General features: G+C 42.2%; 19 protein-coding genes and 1 pseudogene. 19 read left to right on the top strand and 1 reads right to left on the bottom strand.

Translation table 11 applies throughout. From position 1 onward, the window contains the following. The first annotated feature begins 21 nt into the window (after window positions 1-21). The 10 genes and pseudogenes from DWW85_RS10755 to DWW85_RS10710 all read left to right on the top strand — a co-directional run bounded on the left by DWW85_RS10755 (window position 22) and on the right by DWW85_RS10710 (window position 6,551). Window positions 22-234 carry a hypothetical protein gene (locus tag DWW85_RS10755; RefSeq protein ID WP_005927784.1) on the top strand — a complete coding sequence of 71 codons (213 nt, stop codon included), beginning with the start codon at window positions 22-24 and terminating at the stop codon, window positions 232-234. Continuing rightward, the gene (locus DWW85_RS10750) at window positions 224-973 is read left to right on the top strand and encodes a phage replisome organizer N-terminal domain-containing protein (RefSeq protein WP_117808622.1); all 750 of its coding nucleotides are present in this window, start codon (window positions 224-226) and stop codon (window positions 971-973) included. The genes DWW85_RS10755 and DWW85_RS10750 overlap by 11 nt, the downstream gene beginning before the upstream one ends. Continuing rightward, window positions 970-1,824 (top strand): ATP-binding protein, encoded by an 855-nt coding sequence (locus tag DWW85_RS10745; RefSeq protein WP_078784319.1) that lies wholly within the window; start codon window positions 970-972, stop codon window positions 1,822-1,824. The genes DWW85_RS10750 and DWW85_RS10745 overlap by 4 nt, the downstream gene beginning before the upstream one ends. Then, window positions 1,821-2,009 carry a transposon-encoded TnpW family protein gene (locus tag DWW85_RS10740; RefSeq protein ID WP_002569233.1) on the top strand — a complete coding sequence of 63 codons (189 nt, stop codon included), beginning with the start codon at window positions 1,821-1,823 and terminating at the stop codon, window positions 2,007-2,009. Before DWW85_RS10745 ends, DWW85_RS10740 begins: the two co-directional genes overlap by 4 nt. A 111-nt stretch (window positions 2,010-2,120) precedes the next feature. After that, window positions 2,121-3,728, top strand: coding sequence for a recombinase family protein (locus tag DWW85_RS10735; protein ID WP_078784320.1), 1,608 nt, complete (start codon window positions 2,121-2,123; stop codon window positions 3,726-3,728). Window positions 3,729-3,755: 27 nt separating this feature from the next. After that, a complete protein-coding gene (locus tag DWW85_RS10730) occupies window positions 3,756-3,893 on the top strand; it encodes a hypothetical protein (RefSeq protein WP_242996173.1) in 138 nt (45 codons plus the stop codon). 15 nt (window positions 3,894-3,908) lie between these two features. After that, a pseudogene (locus DWW85_RS10725) lies at window positions 3,909-4,127 on the top strand (SDR family oxidoreductase); the annotation flags it as partial. A 92-nt stretch (window positions 4,128-4,219) separates the two neighbouring features. Then, window positions 4,220-4,525 carry a thioredoxin gene (gene trxA / locus DWW85_RS10720; RefSeq protein WP_008402246.1) on the top strand — a complete coding sequence of 102 codons (306 nt, stop codon included), beginning with the start codon at window positions 4,220-4,222 and terminating at the stop codon, window positions 4,523-4,525. Window positions 4,526-4,537: 12 nt separating this feature from the next. After that, window positions 4,538-4,858 (top strand): rhodanese-like domain-containing protein, encoded by a 321-nt coding sequence (locus tag DWW85_RS10715; protein WP_117808620.1) that lies wholly within the window; start codon window positions 4,538-4,540, stop codon window positions 4,856-4,858. 1 nt (window position 4,859) lies between these two features. Beyond that, window positions 4,860-6,551, top strand: a complete 1,692-nt coding sequence (locus tag DWW85_RS10710) for an FAD-dependent oxidoreductase (protein ID WP_117808619.1) — start codon at window positions 4,860-4,862, stop codon at window positions 6,549-6,551. A gap of 121 nt (window positions 6,552-6,672) precedes the next feature. On the opposite strand, the gene DWW85_RS10705 is transcribed toward DWW85_RS10710, so the two are convergent. Continuing rightward, entirely contained in the window at window positions 6,673-7,332 is a 660-nt protein-coding gene (locus tag DWW85_RS10705) for a Crp/Fnr family transcriptional regulator (RefSeq protein ID WP_226801021.1), read from the bottom strand. Between the two features lie 118 nt (window positions 7,333-7,450). Between DWW85_RS10705 and DWW85_RS10700 the strand changes: the two genes are divergently transcribed. From DWW85_RS10700 to DWW85_RS12990, 9 genes are all read left to right on the top strand, one after another. Continuing rightward, complete coding sequence (locus tag DWW85_RS10700; RefSeq protein WP_008402250.1) at window positions 7,451-8,224, top strand: DUF134 domain-containing protein; 774 nt, start codon at window positions 7,451-7,453, stop codon at window positions 8,222-8,224. 188 nt (window positions 8,225-8,412) lie between these two features. Further along, window positions 8,413-8,622 (top strand): DUF6219 family protein, encoded by a 210-nt coding sequence (locus DWW85_RS10695; RefSeq protein ID WP_008402252.1) that lies wholly within the window; start codon window positions 8,413-8,415, stop codon window positions 8,620-8,622. A 3-nt stretch (window positions 8,623-8,625) separates the two neighbouring features. Next, on the top strand, window positions 8,626-9,081 hold the full coding sequence (gene bcp / locus DWW85_RS10690; RefSeq protein WP_008402253.1) for a thioredoxin-dependent thiol peroxidase: 456 nt from the start codon (window positions 8,626-8,628) through the stop codon (window positions 9,079-9,081). Then, on the top strand, window positions 9,081-9,830 hold the full coding sequence (gene yaaA / locus DWW85_RS10685) for a peroxide stress protein YaaA (RefSeq protein WP_008402255.1): 750 nt from the start codon (window positions 9,081-9,083) through the stop codon (window positions 9,828-9,830). The genes bcp and yaaA overlap by 1 nt, the downstream gene beginning before the upstream one ends. A 127-nt stretch (window positions 9,831-9,957) precedes the next feature. Next, complete coding sequence (locus tag DWW85_RS10680; RefSeq protein ID WP_008402256.1) at window positions 9,958-10,365, top strand: transcriptional repressor; 408 nt, start codon at window positions 9,958-9,960, stop codon at window positions 10,363-10,365. Continuing rightward, window positions 10,358-11,539, top strand: coding sequence for a rubrerythrin (gene rbr / locus DWW85_RS13060; RefSeq protein ID WP_008402258.1), 1,182 nt, complete (start codon window positions 10,358-10,360; stop codon window positions 11,537-11,539). Before DWW85_RS10680 ends, rbr begins: the two co-directional genes overlap by 8 nt. A gap of 27 nt (window positions 11,540-11,566) precedes the next feature. Next, on the top strand, window positions 11,567-12,511 hold the full coding sequence (locus DWW85_RS10670) for an L-lactate dehydrogenase (protein ID WP_008402259.1): 945 nt from the start codon (window positions 11,567-11,569) through the stop codon (window positions 12,509-12,511). Window positions 12,512-12,538: 27 nt separating this feature from the next. After that, entirely contained in the window at window positions 12,539-12,913 is a 375-nt protein-coding gene (locus DWW85_RS10665; RefSeq protein ID WP_044945872.1) for a desulfoferrodoxin family protein, read from the top strand. Window positions 12,914-13,511: 598 nt separating this feature from the next. Beyond that, window positions 13,512-13,685 (top strand): hypothetical protein, encoded by a 174-nt coding sequence (locus tag DWW85_RS12990; protein ID WP_226801022.1) that lies wholly within the window; start codon window positions 13,512-13,514, stop codon window positions 13,683-13,685. Window positions 13,686-13,843 lie beyond the last annotated feature (158 nt).

Genomic DNA, 13,843 nt, shown 5'->3' with positions numbered 1-13,843 from the left:
ACGGCAGAAAGGAGCGCACCCATGCCAAGAATGAGCAAGAAACGGCGGCTGGAATGGTCTTTTTTCCTGCGGCAAGTGAAAGTCGGGAATACCACCTGCGACCGTATCACATACAACGACCTCTGCCGGGGCTGTACACATAGCTGCAAGCAGAGCTTCCGGGCGGTTATCATACTCTGCCCCCGCTACTACTCCAAACGCCGGAAAAAGGAGGACAGGGACAATGGCAGATAACCGCAAATATTACTACCTCAAGCTGAAAGAGAACTTTTTTGACAGCGACTCCATTGTGCTGCTGGAAGATATGAAAGACGGGATTTTATACTCCAATATCCTCTTGAAGCTGTACTTAAAATCGCTGAAAAACGGCGGGAAATTGCAGCTTGACGAGCATATCCCCTACACAGCGCAGATGATAGCAACACTGACCCGCCACCAGATAGGGACAGTTGAGAGGGCTTTAGAGATTTTCCGGCAGTTGGGGCTTGTGGAGCAGCTTGACAGCGGGGCTTTCTATATGACCGACATTGAGCTGATGATAGGACAGTCCTCTACCGAAGCCGAGCGAAAACGGGCTGCAAGGCTGGAAAACAAGGCACTTTTACCGCCCCGGACAAAAGGCGGACATTTGTCCGACATTCGTCCACCAGAGATAGAGTTAGAGTTAGAGAAAGAGATAGAGATAGAAAAAGAGAGAGAGGGAGAAACGGGACACCCCGCCCCCGCCGCTTATGGCAGATACAACAATGTGATACTGACCGATACAGAGCTTTCCGGGCTGAAAACAGAGCTGCCCGACAAGTGGGAGTATTATATTGACCGGCTTTCCTGCCATATCGCTTCCGCCGGGAAGCAGTACCACAGCCATGCAGCCACCATTTACAAGTGGGCGCAGGAGGACGCTGCCAAAGGCAAGGCTGCCCCGAAACAGGGCATACCCGATTACTCATGCAAGGAGGGCGAGAGCTTATGAAAAACGAGATTGAAGCTATGATTACGGACATTACAACCACTACCGCCGAAGCGGAGGACTACACAGGCGAGGACGGGCTTTTATACTGCGGCAAGTGCCATACGCCCAAAGAAGCCTACTTTGCAGAGGGAAAGACCTGTTTCGGGCGTGACCGCCACCCAACAGACTGCGACTGCCAGCGGGCAGCCCGTGAAAACCAGCAAGCCGCCGAAAGCCGACAGAAGCACCTTGAAACAGTGGAGGACTTGAAACGCCGGGGCTTTACCGACCCCGCTATGCGGAACTGGACATTTGAGCATGACAACGGCAGAAACCCACAGACCGAAACCGCCCGCTTTTATGTGGATAGCTGGGAAACCATGCAGGCTGAAAATATCGGCTACCTGTTTTGGGGCGGCGTGGGGACAGGAAAAAGCTACCTTGCTGCCTGTATCGCCAACGCCCTTATGGAGCAGGAAGTCCCGGTGTGCATGACAAACTTTGCAACGATACTGAATGACCTTGCCGCCAGCTTTGAGGGCAGGAATGAGTATATTTCCCACCTTTGCAGCTACCCCCTGCTGATACTTGATGATTTTGGTATGGAGCGAGGGACGGAATACGGGCTGGAACAGGTTTACAGCGTGATTGACAGCCGTTACCGAAGTGGCAAGCCGCTGATCGCCACGACCAACCTCACGCTGGAGGAATTGCAGCACCCGCAGGACACGCCCCACGCCCGTATCTATGACAGGCTGCTTTCTATGTGCGCCCCCGTCCGCTTCACGGGCAGCAATTTCCGAAAGGAAACCGCACAGGAAAAGCTGGAACGATTAAAGCAACTGATGAAGCAGCGAAAGGAGAGCCTATGACAGAAACGAAACAGACAAGCACCACCAAAACAGACCGCCGTCCGGACTGTGTAACGGAAATCCGCATGGGCAACTCCGTCCTTACCGTTTCCGGCTTCTTCAAGCAGGGCGCAACCGATACCGCAGCCGACAAGATGATGAAAGTGCTGGAAGCGGAAGCTGCTACACAAAAAACAGCGATTTGACCGACCATAAAGAAGCAGATTTGACGCTTTTGCCGCTATACAGACAGCCGCCCCATGTGGTACAATCAAGGTACGGAATAGTGGGGCTGGCTGTCGGAAACGGAGGATTTTATGTTAAGACAGACCACCCAGAAAATCACTGCCCTTTATCCAAGACTATCCCATGAGGACGAGCTGCAAGGCGAAAGCAATTCCATTTCCAACCAGAAGCGTATTCTTGAAACCTACGCAAAGCAGAACGGTTTTTCCAATCTGCGCTGGTACACGGACGATGGCTATTCTGGTGCGAACTTCCAAAGACCGGGTTTTCAATCCATGCTTGCGGACATTGAAGCCGGGAAAGTGGCTACCGTTATCGTAAAGGATATGTCGAGGTTAGGGCGAAACTACCTGCAAGTGGGAATGTACACGGAAATGATTTTCCCACAGAAAGGTGTCCGCTTCATCGCTATCAATGACGGAGTGGACAGCGCACAGGGCGACAATGACTTTGCCCCGCTGCGGAATATCTTTAACGAATGGCTGGTGAGAGATACGAGCAAGAAAATCAAAGCAGTAAAACGCTCAAAAGGCATGAGTGGCAAGCCCATCACAAGCAAGCCTGTGTATGGCTACCTCATGGACGAGGACGAAAATTTCATTATTGACGAGGAAGCCGCACCCGTAGTCAAGCAGATATACAACCTCTGCCTTGCCGGGAATGGTCCGACCAAGATAGCCCGTATGCTCACAGAGCAGCAAATCCCCACGCCGGGGACGCTGGAATACCGCAGGACGGGCAGCACACGCCGCTATCACCCCGGCTATGAATGCAAATGGGCGACAAATACTGTGGTGCATATCCTTGAAAATCGGGAGTACATGGGCTGTCTGGTGAACTTCAAGACGGAGAAACCGTCCTACAAGACCAAACACAGCGTAGAAAATCCCATTGAGAAACAGGCAATTTTCGAGAACCACCATGAGCCTATCATTGACACCCAGACATGGGAGCGTGTGCAGGAATTACGCAAACAGCGCAAGCGTCCGAACCGCTATGATGAAGTGGGCTTGTTCTCCGGCATACTGTTCTGTGCGGACTGCGGCAGTGTCATGTATCAGCAGCGATACCAGACGGACAAGCGCAAGCAGGACTGTTATATCTGCGGCAACTACAAGAAACGCACCCATGACTGTACGGCGCACTTTATCCGCACCGACCTCTTGACCGCTGGCGTACTCTCCAATCTGCGGAAAGTGACAAGCTATGCGGCAAAGCATGAAGCTCGGTTTATGAAGCTCTTGATTGAGCAGAACGAGGACGGGGGCAAGCGCAGGAACGCCGCTAAGAAAAAGGAACTGGAAGCCGCCGAGAAACGCATAGCCGAGTTATCCGCTATCTTCAAGCGGCTGTATGAGGACAGCGTGACCGGGCGCATATCAGACGAGCGTTTCACAGAGCTGTCGGCAGACTATGAAGCAGAACAACGGGAGCTGAAAGAAAGAGCCGCTGCTATCCAAGCGGAGCTTTCCAAAGCACAGGAAGCCACCGTGAACGCAGAAAAGTTTATGAATGTTGTCCGGCGGCATACCAGCTTTGAAGAACTTACCCCTACTCTGTTGCGGGAGTTTGTAGAGAAAATCGTTGTGCATGAGTGCAGCTATGACGAGAACAAGACCCGTAGGCAGGACATTGAGATTTATTATTCTTTTGTTGGCAAGGTGGACTTGCCCGAATAACCGCCCGACCTATCCGACATACCTCATGTGCCGGATAGGAACGGCAAAATTTTTTACACTTCTATTACTTCTTTATCACACATCAGTAAAGTCACAGGGCATGAAGCAGTTTATGGCGGGTGCCGGTGTTATGCTGATTGGTGCGCTTCTTGTACCAAAACTTAAGGACCTTATCCCAGCAAAGGTATTCGTGTTAATGCTGTTGCACCTGGGATTACAGAAACTGATATGATGAAAGCTGTGCCAAAGGAAGTTATCGAACCTATGATTGAAAGAATTCCATTGCGTCGTCTTGGACAGCCAGAAGATATTGCCAATGCGTTTGTGTTTCTTGCTTCAGATGAGGCGAGTTACATTACAGGTGTTATATTAAGTGTAGATGGTATGGCAAGAAGTTAATTTAATGTTGTATGGTGATGTAATCACGGAAAACAAATGAAATTAAGACTATAATAAAGCTACAAAAAGAAAAAGATAAGGAGGACTGTAAAATGTCTGCTATTAATATCAATAAAAATAATTTTGAGAACGAAGTACTGAATTCCGATAAAACCGTTCTTTTAGATTTTTGGGCATCTTGGTGTGCGCCTTGCCGTATGGTAGTACCTATTGTAGAGGAGATTGCAGGTGAGCGTAGGGATATTAAAGTTGGAAAGATTAATGTAGATGAAGAGCCTGAACTGGCAAATAAGTTCAGTATTATGAGCATTCCGACTTTAGTGGTTATGAAGAATGGGAAGATTGTACAGCAGGTTTCAGGGGCGAGATCTAAGAATGCGATTTTAGAAATGCTTTAGAGAGGTGTGCTAATGGGATTTTTTAATTTCTTTAAACAGTCGAATATTAATCAAGGCATAGAAGAATATAAAAGGACTGCTGGTGCAGTTCTGCTGGATGTCCGTACTCCGCAGGAATATCAGGAAGGACATATACCAGAAAGTAAAAATGTGCCGTTGCAGCAACTAGACAATATTGTTTCTGTAGCGAAGAATAAGGATATCCCTCTGTTTGTATACTGTTATTCCGGTTCCCGGAGCCGTCAGGCAACTGGGATGTTGCAACGAATGGGATATTCTAAAGTAAATAATATCGGTGGCATTGCAGCTTACTCAGGAAAGGTGGAAAAATAAGATGAAGGTAATAATCGTAGGAGGTGTAGCAGGAGGAGCTACAGCCGCAGCAAGAATACGCAGACTGGATGAACATGCAGAAATTACTGTGTATGAAAGATCCGGATACATATCCTATGCGAATTGTGGGCTTCCATATTATATTGGAGACGTGATTACAGATCCGGAAGCACTTACACTACAGACACCAGAGAGTTTTTTTAAACGCTTCCGTATTAACATGAAAATTCATCATGAAGTTATCTCAATACATCCCGAATGTAAAACTGTTTCAGTGAAGAATTTAGAAAACGGTGAAATATTTGAAGAAAACTATGATAAGCTAATCCTATCTCCAGGTGCAAAGCCTACACAGCCGAGACTTCCCGGAGTAGGTATTGATAAACTTTTTACACTTCGTACTGTAGAAGACACTTTTCGGATAAAGGAATATATAAATAAGAATCATCCAAAATCGGCTGTATTGGCAGGTGGCGGTTTTATTGGTCTGGAACTGGCAGAAAATTTGAGGGAGCTTGGCATGGATGTTACGATTGTCCAGGGGCCTAAGCAGCTGATGAACCCTTTTGACCCGGATATGGCATCCATGATCCATAATGAAATGAGAAAGCATGGGATAAAACTGATACTGGGCTATACAGTAGAAGGATTTAAAGGAAATGACAACGGAGTGGAGGTTCTGTTGAAAGATAATCCATCCCTTCAGGCTGATATGGTAGTTCTGGCAATCGGAGTCACACCAGACACAGTATTAGCAAAAGAAGCCGGTCTGGAACTTGGCATCAAGGAAAGTATTGTAGTGAATGACAGAATGGAAACCTCTGTACCGGATATTTATGCTGCAGGTGATGCAGTTCAGGTAAAACATTATGTTACGGGTAATGATGCGCTGATTTCTTTGGCAGGACCGGCCAATAAACAGGGCAGAATCATCGCTGATAATATTTGTGGCGGTGATAGTCGTTACCTGGGCAGTCAGGGAAGCTCCGTTATAAAAGTGTTTGATATGATAGCAGCCACTACAGGTATCAATGAAACCAATGCCAAAAAGTCAGGATTAGAGGTAGATACAGTAATTCTTTCTCCTATGAGTCATGCCGGTTACTATCCTGGTGGAAAAGAGATGACCATGAAGGTGGTTTTTGAAAAAGAAAGCTATCGTTTGCTTGGCGCTCAGATTATTGGATATGAAGGAGTTGATAAACGTATTGATGTGCTGGCAACAGCAATTCATGCGGGGCTGAATGCAACCCAGTTGAAAGATCTGGATCTGGCATATGCACCACCTTATTCTTCTGCTAAGGATCCGGTAAACATGGCTGGATTTATGATAGACAATATTGCAAAAGGGACATTAAAGCAATGGCATTTGGAAGATATGGACAAGATTTCTAAAGATAAAGATGTGGAGTTGCTAGATGTGAGAACTGTAGGTGAATTCAGCAGGGGGCATATAGATGGATTCAAAAACATACCTGTAGATGAACTGAGAGAACGAATTAGTGAAATTGAGAAAGGAAAGCCTGTGTATCTGATATGCCAGAGTGGTCTGCGCAGTTATATTGCGAGCCGTATTCTGGAAGGAAACGGTTATGAAACGTATAATTTCTCTGGCGGATTCCGATTCTATGATGCAGTGGTCAATGACCGTGCGCTGATTGAAAGGGCATATGCATGTGGTATGGATTATTAAAAAATAATCACGATATTTTTATAATTTTCTTATAGCATAAAAAGATCCCCCATTTATTAGAATGACTTTCATAATTCTGATAAATGGAGGATTCTTCTTTATATGTTACAGAAAAACAGTTTTATGACCTTTGGAGTGTTTCCAGTCTTTTTGGATCAAGGATTGTGATTTTGCCCCGGGAGAGTTTGACGAGACCCTCGCCTTGAAAGTATCGAAGCATTCGAGTGATAACTTCCCTGTGGGAACCAAGATGGTTGGCGATAGTTTCGTGAGTGATTTTCAATTCATTTGTTTCTTCGATAGAGGTCTCTTCTAAAAGAAATGAAGCAACACGCTTATCCAAACTCTTCCACATGATTTGTTCAATCAGCCACATGACATCAGAAAAACGGGTAGCCATTAACTCATTGGTATAGTTTGCGACAGGAGCAGATTCATTCATGATGCCCTTATAGATTTCAGCAGGGATGATCCAAAGATCAGTATCTTTTTCTGCCTCAATGGTTACTTCAAATTGAATGGATCGTATGATACATGAGGCAGATAAAAGACATATATCCATATCGAACAGACGGTAGAGTGTAATCTCTCGTCCTTCATCTGATAATATATAAGTTCGAAGCTGCCCGGATTTAACCAGTAATAATCCGGTACAATCCATGTTCCCGTTGTGAATGATTGTTCCTTTTTTCACATGCTGTGTGATCAAATTGTCTGAAATTAGTTTTTTCTGTGCTGTATTTAAGTCATTCCATAGTGGAAAATAATTTTCGAAGCTCATAATAGTTATCTCCTTTATGAACATAGTATACTTGCTTTTTTAAGATGCGTCAATCGAATAATTGACATATGCCCTTTATAGGACTATTATATAAGAAAAGCGAGAAAGGAGCAATTTCATGCCGAGACCAGTAAAATGCAGAAAAGTCTGCCATTTCCCAAATGTTTTAGAATTCCTTCCGGCAGATGATACTGAGAAAAAAATGCCCATTGTTCTGACGGTAGATGAGTACGAGACAATCCGTCTTTTGGACAAGAAAGGTTACAGTCAGGAGCAGTGTGCGGAATCTATGCAGATCGCAAGAACGACGGTCCAACGGATTTACGAGATTGCCAGAAAGAAAATAGCAGATGCTCTCATTGATGGACATCCGCTTAAAATTGAGGGTGGGGATTTCATAATCTGTGACGGTCAGAGCAGCGACTGTAGCTTTGGAGGATGTTACAATCATGAGATTTATCAAAAATATGCAGTAGAAAAAGGAGAAGGTATCATGAGAATAGCAGTAACATATGAAAATGGACAGATTTTCCAACACTTTGGACACACAGAGACATTTAAGATTTACGATGTAGAGGAAGGAAAAGTGCTACATTCAGAAGTAGTAGATACGAATGGAAGCGGACATGGTGCATTGGCAGGAGTTCTTAATGCATTAAATGCCGATGTTTTGATCTGCGGCGGAATCGGAGGAGGTGCTCAGACTGCGTTAGCGGCAGCGGGTATTAAGCTTTTTGGCGGAGTTTCAGGAGATGCGGATAAAGCAGTAGAAGCTTTTATCAATGATACGCTTGATTATAATTCGGATGTGAAGTGTTCTCACCATGAGCACAACCATGAGGAAGGACATACGTGTGGTGAGCATGGATGCGGAAGCCATAGCTGTCATTAAGAAGAAAAAAATACAACACGAAAGGATGCGTCAAGGTAATGCCAGAATTATCGTGATACATCCTTTTGTATTTGGAATGATTATTTTTCTTTCACTACTTGTCGAAAGTAATGGATGGAATGTACAATATTGTTAATGATCCAGAGATATTTATTTTGGAAACAGCTTAATCAATTTGGAGGTATAAAATGAAAGCACATAAATATTGGTCAATCGGAGCAATAGTTACAATGGTTGGAACTTTTTATACAGGATATAAAGGGTTAAAAGCAGCACACAAATACTTTGCATTTGGCTCTCTGATATGCTTGATTATGGCAGTCTATTCTGGTCATAAAATGATTTCTGGCAATAAGAGGACAAGAAAACAGATGGGAATGAAAGAAGTGGAGGAATAAAATATGTTAGAAGTAGGAAAAAAAGCACCGGACTTTGAATTGCCGGATCAGAATGGAGAAATGCATAAATTAAGCGATTATGCAGGAAAAAAAGTGATCCTATATTTTTATCCAAAGGATAATACACCAGGATGTACGAAGCAGGCATGTGGCTTTTCTGAGCGTTATCCACAGTTTAATGAGAAGGGAGCTGTTATTCTCGGAGTGAGCAAGGACTCTGTAGCGTCTCACAAGAGATTTGAAGAAAAATACGGACTGGCATTTACGCTATTAGCAGACCCGGATCGTAAAGTTATTGAAGCATATGATGTCTGGAAAGAAAAGAAAAATTATGGAAAAGTATCTATGGGTGTAGTAAGAACTACTTATCTTATTGATGAGCAGGGAATCATTATAAAGGCAAATGATAAAGTCAAGGCGGCAGATGATCCTGAAAATATGCTTAAGGAATTGGCATAATGAAGATTATTTTATCACCTGCAAAAAAGATGATAGTAGATACCGATAACTTAGCACCGGTTGGACTGCCTGTCTATATTGATAAGACAGCAGAAGTATTAAACTGGATGAAAAGCAAATCAAAAGAAGAACTGAAAGCTATCTGGAAATGTAATGACAAGATTGCAGAGCAGAACTTTAACAGATTGGAAAATATGAATCTTTATAACGGGCTTACTCCGGCTGTTTTAGCATATGAAGGGATTGCATTTCAATATATGGCACCATCTGTGTTTGAAATCCAGCAGTTTGAGTATTTGCAAAATCATTTAAGAATCTTGTCTGCGTTTTATGGCATTTTAAAACCAATGGATGGTGTGACTCCTTATCGTCTTGAAATGCAGGCAAAGGTTGGAATTGGAGATGCAAAAAATCTGTATGAGTACTGGGGAGAATTGTTATACCGCTCAGTAATCGATGACAGTAGGATTATCATTAATCTTGCATCAAAAGAATACTCAAAATGTATAGAAAAGTATCTGACACCACAGGACAGATATATTACGATTGTATTTTGTGAGTTATCCGGAGATAAATTGGTAACAAAAGGTACCTATGCCAAGATGGCTCGTGGTGAAATGGTCAGATTCATAGCGGAAAATAATATTGAAAATCTGGTGGAGATTCAGAAATTTGACAGACTCGGATACTCGTTTAGGTCTGATTTATCTTCAGATTCAGAATATGTATTTGAACGCAAAATAAAATAGTTATTCAGGTAAAAGATGTTCAGTTTGGCAGCTTTTATAATAATGAGAATTATTACTATTTTTATTGACAACAGGATGATAGTGGCATATAATCCTTATTAAGAATTATTCCCAATAAGGAGGATGAATGACAAGAAGGAGAAATACCATTCAAAAAGATCTCGTAAGAAATACCGTATACGAAATGAGAAGACACGTTACGGCAAATGAAGTGTATGAATTTATAAAAGAAGCATATCCATCAATTGGAAAAGGAACTGTATATAGAAATCTTGATATATTGGTAGAGGAAGGTGCATTAAGAAAGGTTGAAGTTCTGAATGGACCGAACCGATTTGATTTTACATTGAAAAATCATTACCATGTAAGATGTATAAAGTGCGGTGAAATTTTTGATGTGGATATGGATCAAATACCGGATTTGCTGGAAAGAATTCATAACACTCATGGAATTGAATTTGTGGATTACGATATTTCATTTAAAGGCATTTGCCCGAAATGCAGGGAGAAGGTAAAGGAGGAACAGCATGGATAGGAAAGCAATGTATAAGTTGAGTTATGGACTGTTTATATTGACCGCTAAAGAAGCAGAAAAAGATAACGGATGCATCATTAATACAGCCATTCAGGCAGCTTCGGAACCAAACCAGCTAAGTATCTGTGTAAATAAGTCAAATTATACGCATGATATGATTCAAAGAACCGGAAAATTTACTGTATCAGTCTTAAGTCAGAAGGCACAATTTGAATTGTTCAAACATTTTGGCTTCCAATCAGGAAGAGATACCAATAAGTTTGAAACATTTGAGCAGTGTGCCAGAGGCACGAATGGTATTTATTATATTACAGAAGGTACAAATGCATACATTTCTGTGACAGTTACTAAAACAGAGGACTTGGGTTCACATACGATGTTTATTGGTGAGATAACCGATATGGAAGTTTTAAGCAATGTTCCTTCAGTAACATATGATTATTATCAGAATAATATTAAGCCTAAGCCACAGGAGGTTGGAAAAACAGAGGATGGTCAGACAATATGGCGTTGCAGAATTTGCGGATATGAATATGTAGGCGAGGAATTACCGGATGACTTTATATGTCCTTTGTGCAAGCACCCGGCATCAGATTTTGAAAAAGTAGTAAAGAAAACGGAGGTAAAAGAGATGGCAGAAAACAAATATGCAGGAACACAGACAGAGAAGAATTTACAGGAGGCATTTGCAGGGGAATCACAGGCAAGAAATAAGTATACCTATTTTGCATCTGTAGCGAAAAAGGAAGGTTACGAGCAGATGTCAGCATTGTTTTTAAAGACTGCAGATAATGAGAAAGAACATGCAAAGATGTGGTTCAAGGAATTAGCAGGAATTGGTGATACAAAGGAAAACCTGGCGGCAGCGGCAGAAGGCGAAAATTATGAGTGGACAGATATGTATAATGGCTTTGCTAAAACAGCTGAGGAAGAAGGATTCCCTGAGCTTGCAGCAAAATTCAGGGCAGTAGGTGAGATTGAGAAGCACCATGAGGAAAGATATCGTGCACTTCTTAAGAATATTGAAACTGCACAAGTATTTGAAAAGAGCGAAGTTAAGGTATGGGAATGCCGTAACTGCGGACATATTGTGGTAGGAACTAAGGCACCTGAAGTATGTCCGGTATGTAATCATCCACAGAGCTATTTTGAAGTACATGAAGAGAATTATTAAGGAGATGAGATTATTACGAAGAAGAAAGTGATTAATTCAAAAAAAGCAGTAATGATAGGCTGTGGCTTTGTTGGTTCTGCATCGGTATTTGCTCTGATGCAGAGTGGCTTGTTTACAGAGATTGTCCTTATCGATGCAGATAAGAACAAGGCAGAAGGAGAAGCGATGGATATCAGTCATGGTATTCCATTTGCGAGTCCGATGAAAATATATGCCGGAGATTATGATGATGTGGCTGATGCTGCAATTGTTGTCATATCTGCCGGAGCGGGACAGAAACCGGGAGAGACAAGGCTTGATCTCGTAAATAAAAATGTAGCAATATTTAAGTCAATCATTCCTGAAATAGCAAAGAGAAATTTTGCAGGTATCATGCTTGTAGTTGCGAATCCGGTAGATATCCTGACTCAGGTAGCCATAAAGTTATCAGGACTTCCAGAAAACAGGGTTATTGGATCGGGTACTGTGTTAGATAGTGCCAGATTAAGATATAAGCTTGGTGAGCATTTATCTGTGGACAGCAGGAGTGTTCATGCATTTATAATAGGTGAGCATGGAGACAGCGAAGTTGTAGCATGGTCATCAGCCAATGTATCTGGTGTTCCATTAAGTGAAATGTGTGAAATGCGTGGACATTACAAGCACAAGGAAAACACGGCAGAAATAGCTACAGAAGTCAAGAACAGTGCTTATGAGATTATAAACAAAAAGCACGCTACATATTATGGAATTGCAATGTCTGTAAAAAGAATCTGTGAAGTGATTATGAGAGATGAAAAATCAATACTTCCTGTATCACACATGATTCATGGAGTATATGACATTGACGGAGTATCGTTAAGTATGCCAGCTATTGTAGGTGCAGATGGTATTGAGTCTGATATACCTATTAATTTAAGTGGCGAGGAAGCGTTAAAGCTTAAGGAATCTGCAGATTCATTGAAAAAGATTATGGAGACAATTGAATTATAAATTTTACACATGGAAGGAGAAAAAGTCATGGAAGTAAGGTATTATATTTGTAAGCATTGTGGAAACATTGTTGAAAAGGTAAAGGATAAGGGTGTACCTGTAATTTGTTGCGGAGAACCTATGCAGGAATTAAAAGCCGGAGTGACAGATGCTGCTGTCGAGAAGCATGTACCTGTATATACGATAGAAGGCAGTCATGTTCATGTCGTGGTCGGAGAGACAAAACATCCAATGCTTGAAGAGCATTTCATTGAGTGGATTACATTAAATACAAACCAGGGAATATATAGAAAACAGTTAAATCCAGGGCAGGAGCCGGCAGCAGATTTTTGTCTTTGCGATGGTGAACAGGTAGAAGAAGTATATGCATATTGTAACCTGCATGGATTATGGAAATGCTAAAAGCATTTATACATATTAAGGTTACAGAACAACACAATGATGAGGTAGAAGATCAAGATGAACAGATTATGGGAACTTTAAAATATCTCACATAGCGGTTAGTTAATCACATTCTGTATGTCGATGGTCAAATTCCAAAAGGCTGATATAGTAAGAAAGGCTGTTATTTTTTAGAGAGTAGCAGCTTTTTTTATTTTGAATATAAAATATGACACATACACTTGACAATATGCATACATGGATGAAATAGGACATTTCTTACTAAAACAGTATGTTTATGGTATACTAGCTAGTAGTAATGCAGTTTCAACCGATATTACATATTATTATAAACAACAGCGTTAGAGCATTTATGTGATTGAAACATAGATGCTCTTTTTTTGTGCCCGTTGGGCAATGGATATGAATGTAACTTTAGGACATTTTGTCCAGAAGTTCAGATAGAGGAAATCAAGGAGGAACACGAGATGTGCATTAAAATGTGTATCTTATGGGTGAGAGCACCCACAGACAGAAGCAGCAGGAAAATATATAACAGGAGGACAGAACAATGGTCGATGAATTGACGCAGGAGTCGTTCTAGACAGGAAAGGCGATTGTGACTGTCAGCGTAGATCTGATTACTGCCATTGCAGATGCGTGCAAGCGGTCTGAACAGCAGAATCCTGGTATGAGCGAGGAACAGAAGGAGACATTGCTCGGCAAGGTTGTCGATAAGGTAATGTCGAATTATAAGGAAACGCATGGCTCATTAAAGGGATTTAACCGATAGGGCAAGGAGGTTATGTCGGCTGACTTTGTAAATAATAGTGAGATAAATATGGACGATGTGGAAACACTGTCAAGATTCTCTCCATATTTTAGGTGCCGGCAAATGCAAAGCACCCGATATTATTTGATATATGCTGTGCGTCATAAATGTGACCAAAG

This window comes from Clostridium sp. AF17-21AC (assembly GCF_003461365.1).
GTDB classification, from domain to species: Bacteria; Bacillota; Clostridia; order Lachnospirales; family Lachnospiraceae; genus Coprococcus; species Coprococcus ammoniilyticus.
This window is presented reverse-complemented; position numbering and strand designations above follow the sequence as displayed.

Excerpts from the sequence above, each read along its gene's own strand:
- DWW85_RS10705 (WP_226801021.1), bottom strand. The coding sequence starts at position 7,332 with ATGAGCTTCGAAAATTATTTTCCACTATGGAATGACTTAAATACAGCA.
- bcp (WP_008402253.1), top strand. The coding sequence starts at position 8,626 with ATGTTAGAAGTAGGAAAAAAAGCACCGGACTTTGAATTGCCGGATCAG.
- DWW85_RS10740 (WP_002569233.1), top strand. The coding sequence starts at position 1,821 with ATGACAGAAACGAAACAGACAAGCACCACCAAAACAGACCGCCGTCCG.
- DWW85_RS10745 (WP_078784319.1), top strand. The coding sequence starts at position 970 with ATGAAAAACGAGATTGAAGCTATGATTACGGACATTACAACCACTACC.
- DWW85_RS10735 (WP_078784320.1), top strand. The coding sequence starts at position 2,121 with ATGTTAAGACAGACCACCCAGAAAATCACTGCCCTTTATCCAAGACTA.
- trxA (WP_008402246.1), top strand. The coding sequence starts at position 4,220 with ATGTCTGCTATTAATATCAATAAAAATAATTTTGAGAACGAAGTACTG.
- DWW85_RS10700 (WP_008402250.1), top strand. The coding sequence starts at position 7,451 with ATGCCGAGACCAGTAAAATGCAGAAAAGTCTGCCATTTCCCAAATGTT.
- rbr (WP_008402258.1), top strand. The coding sequence starts at position 10,358 with ATGGATAGGAAAGCAATGTATAAGTTGAGTTATGGACTGTTTATATTG.
- DWW85_RS10750 (WP_117808622.1), top strand. The coding sequence starts at position 224 with ATGGCAGATAACCGCAAATATTACTACCTCAAGCTGAAAGAGAACTTT.
- DWW85_RS10710 (WP_117808619.1), top strand. The coding sequence starts at position 4,860 with ATGAAGGTAATAATCGTAGGAGGTGTAGCAGGAGGAGCTACAGCCGCA.
- DWW85_RS10715 (WP_117808620.1), top strand. The coding sequence starts at position 4,538 with ATGGGATTTTTTAATTTCTTTAAACAGTCGAATATTAATCAAGGCATA.
- DWW85_RS10680 (WP_008402256.1), top strand. The coding sequence starts at position 9,958 with ATGACAAGAAGGAGAAATACCATTCAAAAAGATCTCGTAAGAAATACC.
- DWW85_RS10695 (WP_008402252.1), top strand. The coding sequence starts at position 8,413 with ATGAAAGCACATAAATATTGGTCAATCGGAGCAATAGTTACAATGGTT.
- yaaA (WP_008402255.1), top strand. The coding sequence starts at position 9,081 with ATGAAGATTATTTTATCACCTGCAAAAAAGATGATAGTAGATACCGAT.
- DWW85_RS10755 (WP_005927784.1), top strand. The coding sequence starts at position 22 with ATGCCAAGAATGAGCAAGAAACGGCGGCTGGAATGGTCTTTTTTCCTG.
- DWW85_RS10665 (WP_044945872.1), top strand. The coding sequence starts at position 12,539 with ATGGAAGTAAGGTATTATATTTGTAAGCATTGTGGAAACATTGTTGAA.